The 15,028-nt window shown below is 58.1% G+C and carries 15 protein-coding genes and 1 other RNA gene; 9 read left to right on the top strand and 7 right to left on the bottom strand.

Annotation, left to right across the window (positions count from 1 at the left end; translation table 11 throughout):
* Positions 1 to 59: 59 nt before the first annotated feature.
* Positions 60 to 905 carry a YitT family protein gene (locus PTZ19_RS05070; protein WP_276352730.1) on the bottom strand — a complete coding sequence of 282 codons (846 nt, stop codon included), beginning with the start codon at positions 903 to 905 and terminating at the stop codon, positions 60 to 62.
* 190 nt (positions 906 to 1,095) lie between these two features.
* Here PTZ19_RS05070 and cshA point away from each other — a divergent pair, with 190 nt between their 5' ends.
* The 4 genes from cshA (at position 1,096) to PTZ19_RS05050 (ending at position 4,211) form a co-directional block, all read left to right on the top strand.
* Entirely contained in the window at positions 1,096 to 2,709 is a 1,614-nt protein-coding gene (cshA, locus tag PTZ19_RS05065) for a degradosome RNA helicase CshA (RefSeq protein ID WP_276352729.1), read from the top strand.
* A 38-nt stretch (positions 2,710 to 2,747) separates the two neighbouring features.
* Positions 2,748 to 3,512, top strand: a complete 765-nt coding sequence (locus PTZ19_RS05060; protein ID WP_276352933.1) for a YesL family protein — start codon at positions 2,748 to 2,750, stop codon at positions 3,510 to 3,512.
* A gap of 44 nt (positions 3,513 to 3,556) precedes the next feature.
* A non-coding RNA gene (ssrS, locus tag PTZ19_RS05055) (6S RNA) lies at positions 3,557 to 3,740 on the top strand.
* Positions 3,741 to 3,827: 87 nt separating this feature from the next.
* The gene (locus PTZ19_RS05050; RefSeq protein ID WP_276352728.1) at positions 3,828 to 4,211 is read left to right on the top strand and encodes a DUF1499 domain-containing protein; all 384 of its coding nucleotides are present in this window, start codon (positions 3,828 to 3,830) and stop codon (positions 4,209 to 4,211) included.
* Positions 4,212 to 4,316: 105 nt separating this feature from the next.
* Here the strand turns inward: PTZ19_RS05050 and tpx are convergent, their stop codons facing one another.
* On the bottom strand, positions 4,317 to 4,829 hold the full coding sequence (tpx, locus tag PTZ19_RS05045) for a thiol peroxidase (RefSeq protein ID WP_276352727.1): 513 nt from the start codon (positions 4,827 to 4,829) through the stop codon (positions 4,317 to 4,319).
* 130 nt (positions 4,830 to 4,959) lie between these two features.
* Here tpx and gltC point away from each other — a divergent pair, with 130 nt between their 5' ends.
* Positions 4,960 to 5,868, top strand: coding sequence for a glutamate biosynthesis transcriptional regulator GltC (gltC, locus tag PTZ19_RS05040; RefSeq protein WP_276352726.1), 909 nt, complete (start codon positions 4,960 to 4,962; stop codon positions 5,866 to 5,868).
* 64 nt (positions 5,869 to 5,932) lie between these two features.
* On the opposite strand, the gene PTZ19_RS05035 is transcribed toward gltC, so the two are convergent.
* Both PTZ19_RS05035 and PTZ19_RS05030 read right to left on the bottom strand, forming a co-directional pair.
* A complete protein-coding gene (locus tag PTZ19_RS05035) occupies positions 5,933 to 6,622 on the bottom strand; it encodes a zinc metallopeptidase (protein ID WP_276352724.1) in 690 nt (229 codons plus the stop codon).
* Between the two features lie 37 nt (positions 6,623 to 6,659).
* Positions 6,660 to 7,115, bottom strand: coding sequence for a MerR family transcriptional regulator (locus tag PTZ19_RS05030; RefSeq protein WP_276352723.1), 456 nt, complete (start codon positions 7,113 to 7,115; stop codon positions 6,660 to 6,662).
* Positions 7,116 to 7,506: 391 nt separating this feature from the next.
* On the opposite strand from PTZ19_RS05030, the gene PTZ19_RS05025 reads away from it, so the two are divergent.
* The 3 genes from PTZ19_RS05025 to PTZ19_RS05015 are packed head-to-tail and all read left to right on the top strand — an operon-like array spanning position 7,507 to position 10,746.
* A complete protein-coding gene (locus PTZ19_RS05025; RefSeq protein ID WP_276352722.1) occupies positions 7,507 to 8,871 on the top strand; it encodes an ammonium transporter in 1,365 nt (454 codons plus the stop codon).
* A gap of 45 nt (positions 8,872 to 8,916) precedes the next feature.
* Positions 8,917 to 9,996 carry a DUF294 nucleotidyltransferase-like domain-containing protein gene (locus tag PTZ19_RS05020; RefSeq protein WP_276352721.1) on the top strand — a complete coding sequence of 360 codons (1,080 nt, stop codon included), beginning with the start codon at positions 8,917 to 8,919 and terminating at the stop codon, positions 9,994 to 9,996.
* A 6-nt stretch (positions 9,997 to 10,002) separates the two neighbouring features.
* Entirely contained in the window at positions 10,003 to 10,746 is a 744-nt protein-coding gene (locus tag PTZ19_RS05015) for an exonuclease domain-containing protein (RefSeq protein ID WP_276352719.1), read from the top strand.
* Here the strand turns inward: PTZ19_RS05015 and PTZ19_RS05010 are convergent.
* A complete protein-coding gene (locus PTZ19_RS05010; RefSeq protein ID WP_276352718.1) occupies positions 10,743 to 11,171 on the bottom strand; it encodes a M67 family metallopeptidase in 429 nt (142 codons plus the stop codon). The genes PTZ19_RS05015 and PTZ19_RS05010 overlap by 4 nt on opposite strands.
* A gap of 55 nt (positions 11,172 to 11,226) precedes the next feature.
* Complete coding sequence (locus PTZ19_RS05005; protein WP_276352717.1) at positions 11,227 to 12,537, bottom strand: MFS transporter; 1,311 nt, start codon at positions 12,535 to 12,537, stop codon at positions 11,227 to 11,229.
* A gap of 159 nt (positions 12,538 to 12,696) precedes the next feature.
* On the opposite strand from PTZ19_RS05005, the gene PTZ19_RS05000 reads away from it, so the two are divergent.
* Positions 12,697 to 13,296 carry a TlpA family protein disulfide reductase gene (locus tag PTZ19_RS05000; RefSeq protein WP_276352715.1) on the top strand — a complete coding sequence of 200 codons (600 nt, stop codon included), beginning with the start codon at positions 12,697 to 12,699 and terminating at the stop codon, positions 13,294 to 13,296.
* A 100-nt stretch (positions 13,297 to 13,396) separates the two neighbouring features.
* Here PTZ19_RS05000 and cimA read toward each other — a convergent pair whose 3' ends face one another.
* Positions 13,397 to 15,016, bottom strand: coding sequence for a citramalate synthase (cimA, locus tag PTZ19_RS04995; protein ID WP_276352932.1), 1,620 nt, complete (start codon positions 15,014 to 15,016; stop codon positions 13,397 to 13,399).
* Between the last annotated feature and the right edge of the window lie 12 nt (positions 15,017 to 15,028).

The raw sequence follows: 15,028 nt of genomic DNA, 5'->3' as shown, positions 1-15,028 counted from the left end.
GGAGCCCGGCCTGCATAGCGTTCCGAGATCCAACGGGATGAAGCGGAAAAGCCGATTCGTTAGCGGGAGGACCGCCGGAATTCCCCGATCACGTCTACCGTCTGCACGACGTTGACGAACGCTTTGGGATCGATGCTGCGCACGATCCGGCGCAATTCCGCCAGTTCGAAGAGACTCGTGACCGTCATCAGCAAATCGTGCTCTTCGCTGGTATAGGCGCCGCGGGTTTTCAAAATCGTGACGCCCCGGGGAATGGCGAGCAGCCTGGCCGCCAACTCCTGGGAGTGTTTCGTGACGATAAAGGCGGTTACCTTGCGATGCGGCGTATGCACGATATCGATGATCCTTCCGGACAAATAGATGGAGAGCATAGAATACAAAGCGGCGTTCCAATCGCGGGTAACGAAGCCCATTGCGGCCACGATGGCAGTATTGAAAATGACGATGAGCAGACCCGTCGGCGCGTTCCTCCAGCGTGATACGATGGAGGCGACGACGTCGACCCCGCCCGAAGAACCGCCCCAGCGCAACGGCGCCGCGGATCCGATGCCGACCAGCACCCCGCCGAAAACCGAAGCGAGCAGCCGATCGTTGGTGAGCAGCAGCACGGGAACGAATTGCAGGAAAACGGAAGTGGCGATGAAGGAGACGACGCTGAGCGCGATAAACCTTTTTCCGAGCACCCGCCAGCCCCAGTACAAAATCGGGAGGTTCAGGGCAAAATACAGCCAGGCGATTTTCCATCCGAAGACATATCCGAAAATCATGGAGATGCCGGATAAACCGCCGCTCAGCAGCTTGGCGGGAACGAGCAGCAGGTTGAACCCCAGCGCGACCGCCGCAGCGCCGAGTACCATAACGATATAGGGCCCGACTCCGGCGAGCTTGTCTTTCCATTGGAGCATAACGGCGTCACCCCCGGCAGCTTCTTCGGCATGACCCTAGATTTCCCCGGGATCGGCAAGTCATGCAAACGGAGGAAGCATAGAGGGAAAGTTTCCGGCGACTGGCATTCGTTTATCCGTTTATGTTATAATGGACTGTATATTTTTTGGAAGCCGTGAAGAAGGCCCCATACAGAAGGAGTTTGAGAAATTGAGTACATTCACAGAATTGGGTTTGGATTCGGACGTTCTTCAAGCCGTCTCCGAGATGGGATTCGAAGAAGCGACGCCGATCCAGTCCAAAGCCATACCCGTTGCTCTTGAAGGACGCGACATGATCGGGCAAGCGCAGACCGGAACCGGGAAAACCGCAGCTTTCGGGATTCCCTTGGTAAGCAAAATCCAGGCGTCGGAAGACCGCATCGTTGCCTTGATCATGGCGCCGACGCGCGAACTGGCCATTCAGGTGGCCGAAGAAATCGAGAAACTCGGCAGATTCAAAGGACTGCGTTCGCTCGCGATATACGGCGGACAAGACATTGGCCGCCAAATCCGTTCCTTGAAGAGAAGACCCCAGATCATCATCGGCACGCCGGGCCGACTGCTCGACCATATCAACCGCAAAACGATCCGCCTCGACGACGTGCGCACGGTCGTGCTGGACGAAGCAGACGAAATGCTGGACATGGGTTTCATGGAGGACATCCAGACGATCCTGAAGCTGGTGCCGGAAGAACGCCAGACGCTGCTGTTCTCCGCCACGATGCCCGCCAACATCCAGAAGCTGGCGCAGCAATTCCTGCGGAATCCGGAGCATATTTCCGTCATTCCGAAGCAGGTCAGCGCTCCCCTCATTCAGCAATTTTACATCGAAGTCCAGGAACGCATGAAGTTCGACGCCCTCTGCCGGCTGCTCGACATGGAGCCTCCTGAGCTGGCGATCGTATTCGGCCGCACGAAACGCCGCGTCGCCGAGCTGTCCGAAGGATTGGCTAAGCGCGGTTACGCCGCCGACGGCTTGCATGGCGACCTGTCCCAGAACCAGCGCGACGCCGTCATGCGCAAATTCCGCGACGGCAGCATCGACGTGCTGGTCGCCACGGACGTCGCGGCCCGCGGGCTGGACGTCAGCGGCGTCACCCACGTCATCAACTTCGACCTGCCGCAGGATCCGGAGAGCTACGTGCACCGGATCGGCCGCACGGGCCGCGCCGGCAAGGAAGGGACGTCGTGGACGTTCGTGACGCCGCGCGAGACCGACCATCTTCATTTCATCGAGAAGATCACGCGGCATCGGATTGCCAAAAAACCGTTGCCGACCCTTTCCGAAGCGATGGAAGGAAAACAAAAGGTCGTCGCCGAAAGGATCATGGAGACGGTCAAAGGCGTCGAGGAAGAGGTCAATCCGTACAAATGGGTGGCCATGCAGCTTCTGGAGCAATATGACTCGGTACAGCTGCTTGCGGCAGCCATGAAGCTGCTGACGGGCGACAAGAAAGACGTCGAAGTCGAATTGACGCCGGAAGATCCGATCCGCGGCAAGAAGCGCAAGTTCGACGGCGGACGCGGCGGCTACGGTCAAGGCGGAGGCAACCGCCGCTATGGCGGCGGAACGGGCGGACAAGGCCGGGGCGGTTACGGCGGCGGCGGATATCAAGGCCGCGGCGGATACGGCGGCGGCGGTCAGCAGCGCAAGTCTTACGGCGGAGGCAATCGGACGCACCGGGAGGACGGCTACCGCGACGGCGGGTACCAAGGCGGCGGCTCCCGCGGAGGACGGCCGGAACCGCGCAAATCGAACGCTGAGGATTACGTCAACATCTAAGACCATGGGCAGGTTGTCAGGGGGAGAGCCAAGTGGAAATGCGGGGCATGATGGGCGGCTTCTACAAGCTGTCCGAATGGATCATGAGGCTGGCGGTCATTAACGTATTGTGGCTGCTCTGCGGATTGCCTTTTTGGTTCGTCGGAGTCACGTTTTTCCTGTCGTCCGGCGCGGCGTCGGACCCGGAGACGATACAAGGAACGCTGGTCTGGACCGTCATCATCATGGCGGTCCTCGCCCCGTTCACGTTCTTCCCGGCAACCTCCGCCATGTTTTCGGTCGCCCGCAAATGGGTGACGGGCGATACGGATGTGCCGCTGTTCAAAACGTTTTTCCGCAACTATAAGCAAAACTACAAACAGGCTATGCTCGGCGGCATTCTGTATGCGCTTTTGTTCGCGGTCCTGATCATCGATTATCGGGTTTACTTGACCAATATCGCGAATTTGCAGATTCTCGCGTACCTGTTCATCGCGTTGCTGCTGCTGCTCGTCGTTTCGCTTCATCACTTTTTCTCGCTGCTGTCGCATTTCCATATGACTACGATGCAGCTATTGAAAAACGCGCTGGTGCTCACGATCGGGCGGCCGATCCGTTCGATCGTCATGACGCTGGGCACCGTGGCCGTTCTGTTCATCAGCAGCCGGTTTACGTTCCTGATTCCATTCTTTTTCGGCAGCGTCATCGCGACGTTCACGTTCTACAACTTCAACCTGATCATCGCGAAAATGATGGCGCAGGCGGAAACGCTGAGCGGCGAGCCGAACGACCAGCCGGAGGAAGAACAGGAAACGAAAAGCTAGGTCCCGCGGGTTGCTTGCGCCGATCGAACGGCTTATAATGTAACTACATCCTGCGATGTTCGTTACGGCGATCCAATGTTTTGAACCATTGCTGTTTCCAAGGGAGTCCTACATCGCCCGGCCGCTGACAGGCCCCCGAAAAGGGTAGTCAAACGCCGGAGCTGCGGACACCCACCTGCCAGAGCGGGTTCAGAAACAAGCACGTCGGACGGCATAGGCGGGTTTTTTTCTTTTCGGCTGCAGGTCTATAAATCTGCGCGCGGCCATGGTATCATAAGAGAAGACGCGCATTTGCACCGAGAGGGAGAGAGCGTATTGCTGAAGCGAGTGTTGGTCGGTCTGCTCCGAAGCCATGAACATACCGGCGACAAAGCGAAAGACCCGAAGCTGAAGTCTCACTATTATCGGCTTTCCAAGGATCGAGCATTTGCGGAGGTCGGGTCCGTCCTCAAAAAAATGCAAGGCTACAAGGTGCTGCACGAGGTTCCGAACATCGGCGAAATCGTCATGGAGAAAAGAACCATGGCCGGACGCACGATGGACATTACCGTGCAGATCGTCGGCACTACGCCCGGCGTATCGGCCGTCGACATCTATTCCGCTTCCCGGGGTTCGCTCGGCGATTTGGGAGCGAATTACCGCGTGATCCAGGAGATCTACTCGGTGCTGGACAAGAAGTTGGCCAGTTACCGCACGTGATGCGTGATCGGCATCCTTATCCGATGAAACGAAAAACAAAAGCGAGGAAGGCACGAAGCCTTGCCTCGCTTTTTTTGCGCGGACGTGAGCCGCTGGCCGGCCGGATTACAGAAGGGCTTTGACGGCCGCGATCGCCGCGTCGTAGTTCGGATGCTCCGTCATTTCCGGCAATACTTCTACATAAGTGATCTTGTCGTTCGCGTCGAGAACGAAGATGGAGCGCATGTCGAGCGCGAATTCCTTGATCAGTACGCCGTAGGTTTCTCCGAACGAATGATTCTTATAATCGGACAGCATGACGACGCGGTCGACGCCGGCGGCGGCGCACCAGCGGGATTGGGCGAACGGCAGGTCTACGCTGACGGTGAGGACGACGACATTCTCGCCGAGCTTGCTCGCCTCTTCGTTGAAACGGCGGGTTTGGGCGTCGCAAACGCCGGTGTCGATGGAAGGAACGACGCTGATCAGTTTGATTTTACCGGCGAAATCTTTCAGACTGGCGGATTCCAGCAAGTTTTTGCTCAAGGAGAAGTCCGGAGCCTGGTCGCCGGCTTTCAGTTCCGGTCCGATCAAGGTGATCGGGTTTCCCTTGAATTTCGCGGGACGTTCTTGTGCCATATGTAATTCCTCCTCGAATCGGGAGTTTGACGGAGTCAAACTCTCACCGCTTTGATTGGTCTTGCGCTAATCATTATAATCGTTTACGAACCATGATGTCCAATGACGGACCGACGGGAAGGTGCAACAAGTGGAATTCAGGCAGCTGCAATATTTCGTCCGGGTCGCCAAGCTGCAGCACGTCACCAAAGCCGCGGAGGAGCTGCACGTGGCGCAATCCGCGGTCAGCCGCCAAATCCATCGGCTGGAAGAAGAGCTGGGCGTGCAATTGTTCAAGCAGAAAGGCCGGAACGTGCAACTTACGCCGGTCGGACAGCTGTTCCTGCGGCGGGCTGAGTCGCTGCTGACGGATTTGGAGCGGGCCGTGACGGAAATCCAGGAGTTCCTCGATCCGGAAGTCGGGGAAATCCGCCTCGGATTCCCCCACAGCTTGGGGATCCACCTGATTCCCCGTGCCGTGGCCGCTTTCCGCAAGCTTCACCCGAACGTGAAATTCAAATTCCGCCAGGGCAGCTATCCGTCCTTGATCCGGGATGTGCTGGAAGGCGAAGTGGATCTGGCGTTCATCTCGCCGTTTCCGGAAAAATACGACCAGGTCGCCGGTGAAGTCGTGCTGACGGAAGAATTGTTCGCGATCCTGCCCGAGAACCACCCGCTCGCGCTGGAGGCGGCGATCGACCTGTCCCAGCTGAAGGATGAATCTTTCGTCCTGTTCAGCCCCGGGTTTTCGCTTCGCTCCCTCGTATGGGACGCTTGCCGGGAGGCGGGCTTCACGCCCCGCATCGCGTTCGAGAGCGAGGAGACGGATACGATCCGGGGGCTCGTGGCCGCGGGCATGGGCGTGAGCCTGCTTCCGGAGATGGCGCTGTACCATACGAATTCCATGATGCCGGCCATCGTCAAGCTCAGCCGCCCGCATGTGACCCGGACGATCGGCCTCATCCGCCGGGGCAAAGACAAATTGCCGAGCGTCGTGCAAATGTTCCATGCGTTCCTGCTCGATTATTTCAAGAACGAATACAAGCCGAGACAGGCATAAGAAAAACATCCGTTAAAAAACCTCCCTATCCGTGAACGGATAGGGAGGTTTTGGTTTGGACAGGTTATTCGTCCCGGTTGCTTTGGGTGAAGAGCCAGATGTACTTGACCAGCTCCAGGAGCGAGATGAGCGCGGCGGCCACGTACGTGAGCGCCGCGGCATTCAGCACTTTGGCGGCTCCGCGCTCCTCGTCGTTGCGGATGAAACCTTGCGAAACCATAATGGCGCGGGCGCGGTTGCTGGCGTTGAACTCGACGGGCAGCGTAACCAATTGGAACGCGACCGCCGCAGCGAAGAAAATAATGCCGAGGCCGATCAGGTTCGTGAAGTGGAACAGGAACCCAAGGATGAACAGGATAGGCGCGGCGCCCGAAGCGATCCGCACGACCGGGAACATCCGGTGTCGCATCACGAGCGCCGGGTAATGCTGTTGATGCTGGATGGCGTGTCCGCACTCGTGGCAGGCGACGGAAACGGCCGCGATCGAGTTCTCGTAGTAAACCGGCTCGGAGAGCCGCACCACGCGCGCGATCGGATCATAGTGGTCCGTCAGCTTTCCGGGTACCGGTTCGATCGGGATATCGTGCAAACCGTTATTGTCCAACATTCGGCGGGCCGCCTCGTAGCCGGTCATTCCGCTGGAGATCGGCACCTCCGACCAGCGATTGAACGTTCCGCTGACGCGGAATTGCGCCCATAGCGAGAGCAGAAAAGCCGGGATAATCAGGAAGTCGATAGGCGTAAACCAAAACATCTCGATCCATTCCCTCCATGGTGAAGTTTCGGCGCCGTTACATGAGATTGCTCTTGCCGAGCAGGAGGAGCAGCGCTTCGATGCATGCAGCCGTCTGCGGCGTGATGGCTCGGAACAGACGCTTGGCCTGTTGAGGTTTCAATTGGTCCAGCACGGGTTCCAGCTGCTTCACTTCGCGCTCGAGCAGCGTCAAGTGGTTCTGCAGCTCCGCCAACCGGCGCGCCACTTGCTCATCCGCCGAGACGCGGTCCATCGCCGCGAATTGCTCGCGAATCTCCTCCAGCGTGAATTTCTGCGCCTTCAAATGTTCAATACGGCGAATCCGGGCCAAGGTTTCATCATCATATAAACGATAATTTCCCGTGGACCTCTTGGCGGGGGACAGCAACCCCAGCCCCGTGTAGTAGTCGATCGTACGCGGGCTGACTCCGGCGAGCCGGGACAATTCGCCGATCCGGTAAAGCCGGGACGCTTCGTCCGATCCATGTCGCATCGTCCGCACCTCTTTCTTTCAGCGTACTGTTCTTTCTATTTATCATACTCAATCTCCAACCGTACAGTCAAACGTGATGCTTTCCTTTCCCGGGGCTTTGTTTGTGGACTTTAAGGGGGCGAAGCCCTTAATCCTGTTAGATAACCTAACAGAAAAGATCCGTAATCCCGATGGCTTGCCACTTGCCTATGAGTCGGCAATCAAAGAATCCACCGTTTTTAGATGAAATCCTTACATTGATCCGAGATAGTGGTCAATATGTTAGGATTTTGGCAGATAAATTTGAGTCTCAAACCGAATTGCGTATTGTCAAATCGTGAATATCTGACTATAATGACATCAAGCCTTTCTTTAAATGTGATGAAATCTAACAAAGTGGGAGTTGGTCGGTTTGGTGAAGAAAAGTTTGATCGCGTTGGGCGCGCTGCTGGTGCTGTTCCCGACGATGGCTTTCGCGGAGGATCCGTCGGCGGCGACGTTGAACATGGGACTGAACGCGCTGTGGATCATGGTAGCCGGCGTCTTGGTTCTTCTGATGCAAGGCGGATTCATTCTTCTGGAAACCGGTTCTACCCGCATGAAAAACGCCGGCCACGTCGCCGGGAAGACGATTTTCACGCTGGGGCTTTGCTCCCTGATCTATTGGGCGGTAGGGTATGGCTTCTCCTTCGGGGCCGATGCGGCCGAATCGCTGAACAAGTTCATCGGGATCGGCAATTTCTTCTTCGATCCTTCGCTTACGGCGGGCGATGGTGACAGCTATCCTTCCACGATCTTCTTCGTATTCCAGCTGGCTTTCGCGGCCGTATCGCTCTCGATCGCCTGGGGCGGCTTCGCGGAGCGCGCGAAGCTTTCCTCCTACCTGATTTATACGATACTCTTCGGTTCGGTGATTTATCCGGTGATCGCCCACTGGATCTGGGGCGGCGGATGGCTCGCGGAGGACGGCTCGCAGGATTACGCCGGATCGACCGTCGTGCACCTGACCGGCGCGATGGGCGCCTTCGCGGCGACGATCCTGCTGAAGCCGCGGATCGGCAAGTACAACAAAGACGGATCCGCAAACCAAATTTCCGGCCATAACCAAGTGTTCTCGGCTTTGTCGGTCCTGCTGCTGTGGGTCGGCTGGTTCGGATTCAACGCGGGCAGCGCGCTCGCCGTCGGCGACGGATTTTTCGGCTACGTCGCGTTCAACACGCAGCTCGGCGCTGCCGGAGGCGCGGTGGCGGCCCTGCTGGTCTCCTGGCTGTTTACGGGCAAAGCCGACATTCCGACGATGCTGAACGGCGCGCTTGCCGGTCTGGTGGCCATCACCGCTTCTTGTGCTTACGTCGAGCCTTGGGCGGCAGTCGTCATCGGTCTGGTCGCCGGCGTGCTGGTGTTCCTGAGCGCCAAATTCTTCGAGAAAATCCGGGTGGACGATCCGATTTCCGCCATGTCCGTTCACGGCGCGGCAGGGGTTTGGGGAACTTTGGCGAATGGTTTCTTTGCAACGAAAGAATTGGTCGAGAAAGTCGGCGTCGGCAAAGCGGGTCTTTTCTACGGCGGCGGCGGAGAACAGCTGTGGGTGCAATTCGAATCCGTCGTGGTTTGCGGCGCTTACGCGTTCGCGGCGTCCTTCATCCTGCTGTGGATCATGAAGAAGCTGATCGGCTTCCGCGTCACGGAAGAACAAGAAATCATCGGTCTCGACCTCAGCGAACACGGCAGCTACGGCTATCCGGAGCACCTGAAGAAAACGGGCGCTTCCATCTAACCGGAGCTCCGGCAATCGGACGTTTAGAGCGGGAGGAACAGGCGAATGTCGAGTGGCGGAATGGGTGCGCATGAAGAACGGTTTTCCGAAATCGCGGACATCGGAATCCTTCGGTCCGTGCGGGAAAAAGAGCAGCAGCGTCTATCGGAGACGATGCCGGATCGGCCGATCGGGGAGACGGCCGAAGCGCTCAACGGGCTTCATGACGCGCTGATCGCCCGGGCGATTTCGCTTGCGGAACGGGAAATGGCACGGTTGGGGTACGGCACCCCTCCCGTGCCTTATGCTTATCTGCTGTTCGGCAGCGGAGGTCGGCGAGAAATCACTTTTTCGAGCGACCAGGACAGCGGAATCGTCTACGCCGACGCTTCTTCCGAGGCGGAGAATCAAGCGAACGCCGCTTATTTCGCCGAGTTTTCGCGGATCGCGGTGAACCGGCTCGTGCAGCTGGGGTATCCTCCCTGCGAGGGAAACGTGATCGCATCGAATCCATCCTGGCGGCTTTCGCTGCGGGAGTGGGAGGAGAAGATCGACGGGTGGTTCGCGGAGCCGAGCTGGGAGAACGTCCGGTATTTGCTGATCCTGGCCGACGGCCGGGCGATCGCGGGCGACCAGGCTCTTCCGCGCATGCTGAAAGACAGGTTTTATACCGACGTGCTCCAAACGCCAATCATTGCCCGGCGGATGTTGGAAAACACGCTGCGCCACAAAGTGCTGGTCGGGGTGTTCGGCCAACTGCTGCGGGAACGGTACGGCGAGAACGCGGGCGGCCTGGATATCAAATACGGCGCCTACATCCCGATGGTGAACGTATTCCGCTTGATGGCCGTTCGCGCCGGAATCCGGGAGACGGGTACGCTTGCGAGGATCGGGGCGCTTCAGGAGAAAGGGTTGCTTACGCCGGCGGAGGCGCAGGCGGCAACGGATGCGTTCGCGCTCATGGTGAAGCTGCGGCTGCTGACGGCAGCCAAATACGAGGACGGCCAATGGATCGGCAGCGGCAAAATCGCGAAGGAACAACTGACGGACGGTTTGGTCCAGCCGCTGAAGCGGGCGCTCAAATTCGGCAAGTTCATGCAGCGCCGATTGGAGCGCGAAATGCGGGACCGCTATGGCTCGAGGTGATGGAAAATGAAAGAACCTAAAGGGAACAATCCGATGGGACGCATGTGGCACCTGTATAAAATGGGGGGAATCACGCCTGCCTTGGCTTCCATGATGGGCTCTTCCAACGCGCAGCAAATGGCGTTCATCCGTTCGATTTCGCGGGAGCAAAGAAAGGAGAGCACGCTGGATACGCCGCTGTCGGAGATGGAGGCGGTCGTCTTCGATCTGGAAACGACCGGATTCTACCCGTACGGCGGAGACGAGATCATCTCCGTGGGCGGCGTGCGGATCCGCGGGGGCGAGTTCGAGGAAGCGGAGCCTTTCTATCGCCTGGTCAATCCGAAGCGCAGAATCCCCAAGCATATCGTGGAGTTAACGGGCATCACGAACGAGATGGCCGAAAAGGGCGGAGAGTTGATGCAGGTGCTGCACGATTTCCTGGATTTTACGGGCCGCCGGGTTCTGATCGCCCATGCGAGCGGGCACGATAAGCAATTTCTGAATTCGGCCCTCTGGAGGACGTCGAAAATCCATCTGACGCACCGGGTTCTCGATACGATGATGATCGCCAAATGGCTGGATCCGAAACGGGGGGAATACGATTTGGACAGCTTGCTGGAAAGCGGCGGGATCGAAATCACGGAGCGGCACCACGCGCTGCACGACGCCGTCATGACCGCCAAGCTGTATTTTTCGTTTCTGAAACGGATCCTGGGCCGCCAGATCCTATCGTTAGGCGACCTGTACGCTTATTTGAGCCGGCATTAACCGTCCGGCAGCAGCCGAAGCGGCAACCAGCCGCCGTCCGGAGCGGCTTGATACCCGGCAATGCAATAATTCTCCTGAGCGACTCCGACAATCCAATACGTTCCCTCAAGCGGGCGGCCATCCGAGTCCCCGGGGCTCGGAAGAACCGATCCGTCCGGATGGGAATGGAAATAGCCGACGATCCGCTGGCCGCGATTCCGCGCTTCGTAATACGTCCGCACCCAGTCTGCCGGGTCAAAGGCAAAAAAGGAGGATGGGCGCGGCGAAGCGTTGCGAACGACCGAAAACCCGTCGATCCGCACGACCGCGGCATCCGCCGTTCCAAACAAGACGCCGCAGGTTTCGCTCGGAAGACGGCGCCGGCATTGCTCCGCCAACCGTTCCAATACCCCGCTTTTAAAAGCCGCATTTTCGAGCCTTTCCATCGGTTTCCTCTCCTTGACCCCAGTATGGAGGAAACCGCGCCGGCAAGCAACGGATTTACTGGACTTGTTTGCCAGGTTTGACCAAGAAAAACACAAGTCCCAGCGCAATGAGGGAAAGGCTGGAGACCGTAATGAACACGGTCTGGTGCGAGATGCCCATAAGCCAGCCGAATAACGGCGGACCGAAAGCCACGCCGAAAAAGCGAAGGCTGCTGTACAGCGACGTGATCATGCCGCGCTCCGATTTGTCGACCGCGCCGGTGATCATGGTATTCAAGCACGGCAAGAGCAGGCCGGTGCCGATGCTGCTCAGCGTAAGCAGGCCGATGAAGACGTAAATATTTTTGTTGAACCAGATCGCCAGCGCCAGAGAGACGACCATCAGGGCTAGCCCGATGTTCATCAGCCAACGCATGAGCACGCCGTTCTTGCGGATCACGGAGCCGGTAATATAGGCGGTCGTCACCATGCCGAACAGCGGGATGGCGAGCACGAAGCCTTTCCATACGCCGTCGATGGAGTAGGGCGGCTTCTCCAGGATATCCGACAGGAAGAAAAGAACGCCGAACAAAATGAACAGGGCGAGCGAACCGCTGAAGAAGGAGGAGATCAGCCAACGGCCGTGCTTGGCGAAGATTTTCCGGATCGACTGCAAGTATTGCTTGATCGGCTTCGGCTCGGCGGTCCGCTTCGGTTCCTTGATCAGGAACATGACCGCAAGCAGGGAGAGCAGGCAGAACGCGGGAAACGCGAAAAAGGCCGCATACCAGACCAGCAAGGCGAGAAGCGATCCGAGAATCGGGCTGATGACTTTGCCGGAGCCGTTCGAAGCCTCGATCAAACCGAGCGCCTGGCTTTCTTTTCCGTCTTTATACAAATCGCCGACCAAAGCCATTGCGATCGGGGCGGTGCCGGCGGCGCCGATCCCTTGGATCGCCCGCGCGATGATCAGCACGGTGTAAGAATGCCATACGGCGCCGAATCCTGCCAGGATACCCGCGCCTCCGTAGACGATCAGCGAGGGGATCATGACGGCTTTGCGGCTGAACCGGTCGGACATATAGCCTGCTAACGGGATGATAATCGCGGCGGCGACAGAGAAGAGGGTGATCACGAGGCTGGATTGGAACTTGGAAATGCCCAATTCGCGCTGCATCGTGGGCAGAATGGGCACCAGCATCGAATTGCCCAATACGAGTACCAACGGAACGGTCGCCAAGGCGATATACTCCCAAATCTTTCCTTTGCGCTTGCTGCCGGATTTGGGCTTCGCCTTCGGCGTCTGCTCTTCCTCCGCGATGCCGTCGCCTTCGATTTCGCTGGTGAAAGTCACCCGGAGCTTCCGTTTCGTTCCTGCGGCGTCCATTTCGGCTCCTCCTTGTCGTACTCTGACCGAGCATCTGCACCGATAAGGTTCCCGCTTTCCCAAATGCCCATTCGGCGCGAAATTTGGTGGCGGCCGGGAAATGAGGTAAAATAGGAAAGGCGCGGCATTCGGGCGGAAACGGAAAAGAGGGTTTGACGGATGAAAAAGAATTGGCTGATCCTGATCGCCGTTGTCGCGGCGATCGCCATCGTGATTATTAGCAACGAGCTGGGCAAGGATTCCGGCGCTTCGAACGCGGCCGGCCCCCGTCAAGAAAGGGCGGCGGACGCGCCGGCGAACGCGTCGCAGGAGGAAGCGCCCAAGAAGGGGTGGGCCGCCCCGAATTTCAAGTTGGCGGCATTGGACAGCACGAGCGAATTCGAGGTGGGAGGCCCCAGGGAGAAGCCGTTGATCGTCAATTTTTGGGCGTCTTGGTGCGGTCCTTGCGACATCGAAGCTCCCGATTTGGTGTCGCTGTACGAGCAGTATGGGGATCAAGTCGATCTGTATGCCGTGAACGCGACCAATTACGATAAAATCCGCAATGCCCGCGAGTTCGTGCAGGAGAAGGAATTCCCGTTTCCGGTGCTGATGGACGAGAAGGGCACGGCCGGGAACGCTTATAAAGTATTCGCCTATCCCACCAGCTTCATCATCGGCCGGGACGGCAAAATCGCGGAACGGATCGAAGGCGTCATTCCGCTTAAGCAGTGGAAGCAATATTTGGACGATGCGATCGCAAACGAAAATCCATCCTGAACGCGTTCAGGATGGATTTTTTTGCATTTATAATCGGGGGCTCCCCCAAAAGTAATCGGAATAGGCTGCAGAGCTTCGCGTCACTTTTGGGGGATTTTTTTTAGAAATTCACGATGCCGTGCTGCTCTCTCTTGGGCTGGGACTCCTCCAAGGATTCCCGCTTGGTCATGCCGAGCAGCGCGTAACGGATGGAGTCGATGAGCGCTTCCCAGCTCGCCTCGATGACGTTGGAGGAAACGCCGACCGTGCTCCACGTATCCTTGAAATCGGTCGATTCGATCAGTACCCGGACCTTCGCGGCCGAGGCGTCTTTTTCGTTCAGCACCCGGACTTTATAGTCGGTCAAATGAATGTTGCGGATGTCGGGATAGAACTGCATGATCGCTTTGCGCAGCGCATTGTCCAGTGCGTTGACCGGGCCGTTGCCTTCGGAAACCGTCAGCACTTGCCGGCCTTCGACGTTCAGCTTGACGATCGCTTCCGAACTCATGCCGGACGACGATTTTTCCATCATCAGCCGGACGCTTTCGATCGTAAACAAGTCCTTCGTCCGGCCGGACGCGTCGCGCAGCAGCAGTTCGAGGGAGGCGTCCGCGCCTTCGAACTGGTACCCTTGGTGCTCCATTTCCTTGATGCGGTCGATGATTTCCCGCGACTTCACGGGCTCGGCGTTCAGGTCCAGCCCCATTTCCTGGGCTTTGGAGACGATGTTGCTTTGGCCCGCCAGCTCGGAGACGAGCACGCGCTGCTTGTTCCCGACGAGTTCCGGCTCGACGTGCTCGTACGTTTTGGAATCCTTCAGGATAGCGGACACGTGGATGCCGCCTTTATGCGCGAATGCCGCATTGCCGACGTAGGGCTGGTTCACCGGCATGTGCACGTTGGCGATCTCGCTGACGTACCGGGCGACGCCGGTCAACATTTTCAACTGCTCGTCGGAGACGGCGCGATAGCCCATTTTCAGCTGCAGGTTCGGCAGCACGGAGCAAAGGTTGGCGTTTCCGCACCGTTCGCCGTAGCCGTTGATCGTGCCCTGAACCTGGCGGGCGCCGGCGGCTACGGCCGCGAGCGTGTTGGCGACCGCGAGTTCGCAGTCGTTGTGGGTGTGGATGCCGATCGGAGCGTCGATCTCTTTGACGACCCGGGAGACGATTTCTCCGATTTCGCCCGGCAGCGTTCCTCCGTTCGTGTCGCAAAGCACGATCCATGAAGCCCCGGCTTCCTTGGCTTTCGCGAGCGAAGCCAACGCGTATTCCGGATTCGCCTTATAACCGTCGAAGAAGTGCTCGGCGTCGAACAAAGCTTCCATCCCGCGGCTCCGCACGAAGGCCAGGGACTCGTAGATCATCGCCAAGTTTTCTTCCAGCGTCGTCTGCAGGGCGGTATGGACGTGAAAGTCCCACGTTTTGCCGACCAATGTCGCCGCCGCGGCGCCGGATTCGGTCAAATGCTTCAGGTTAACGTCCTGTTCGCAGGAGGAGTTTTTGCGGCGGGTGCTTCCGAACGCGGTGAGCTTGGCTTTCAGCTTCATGTCGCGGACCCGTCGGAAAAACTCGATGTCTTTGCCGTTGCTGCCGGGATTGCCGCCTTCGATATATTGGACGCCCAGCGCGTCGAGCTTAAGGGCGATTTTGATTTTGTCTTCGGCCGTCAGGCTGATGCCTTCTCCCTGCGTGCCGTCGCGAAGCGTCGTATCGAAAATGGTGATTTGTTCGGACATGCCCAAAACGAA

Source organism: Cohnella caldifontis (assembly GCF_029360585.1).
Taxonomy (GTDB): Bacteria; Bacillota; Bacilli; order Paenibacillales; family Paenibacillaceae; genus Cohnella; species Cohnella caldifontis.
This window is presented reverse-complemented; position numbering and strand designations above follow the sequence as displayed.

What these genes read in the sequence shown, in the direction of transcription:
- PTZ19_RS05070 (WP_276352730.1), bottom strand. Translation starts at nt 905, where the DNA reads ATGCTCCAATGGAAAGACAAGCTCGCCGGAGTCGGGCCCTATATCGTT.
- PTZ19_RS05060 (WP_276352933.1), top strand. Translation starts at nt 2,748, where the DNA reads ATGCGGGGCATGATGGGCGGCTTCTACAAGCTGTCCGAATGGATCATG.
- tpx (WP_276352727.1), bottom strand. Translation starts at nt 4,829, where the DNA reads ATGGCACAAGAACGTCCCGCGAAATTCAAGGGAAACCCGATCACCTTG.
- PTZ19_RS05035 (WP_276352724.1), bottom strand. Translation starts at nt 6,622, where the DNA reads ATGTTTTGGTTTACGCCTATCGACTTCCTGATTATCCCGGCTTTTCTG.
- PTZ19_RS05030 (WP_276352723.1), bottom strand. Translation starts at nt 7,115, where the DNA reads ATGCGACATGGATCGGACGAAGCGTCCCGGCTTTACCGGATCGGCGAA.
- PTZ19_RS05020 (WP_276352721.1), top strand. Translation starts at nt 8,917, where the DNA reads ATGTCGAGTGGCGGAATGGGTGCGCATGAAGAACGGTTTTCCGAAATC.
- PTZ19_RS05015 (WP_276352719.1), top strand. Translation starts at nt 10,003, where the DNA reads ATGAAAGAACCTAAAGGGAACAATCCGATGGGACGCATGTGGCACCTG.
- PTZ19_RS05010 (WP_276352718.1), bottom strand. Translation starts at nt 11,171, where the DNA reads ATGGAAAGGCTCGAAAATGCGGCTTTTAAAAGCGGGGTATTGGAACGG.
- PTZ19_RS05005 (WP_276352717.1), bottom strand. Translation starts at nt 12,537, where the DNA reads ATGGACGCCGCAGGAACGAAACGGAAGCTCCGGGTGACTTTCACCAGC.
- PTZ19_RS05000 (WP_276352715.1), top strand. Translation starts at nt 12,697, where the DNA reads ATGAAAAAGAATTGGCTGATCCTGATCGCCGTTGTCGCGGCGATCGCC.
- cimA (WP_276352932.1), bottom strand. Translation starts at nt 15,016, where the DNA reads ATGTCCGAACAAATCACCATTTTCGATACGACGCTTCGCGACGGCACG.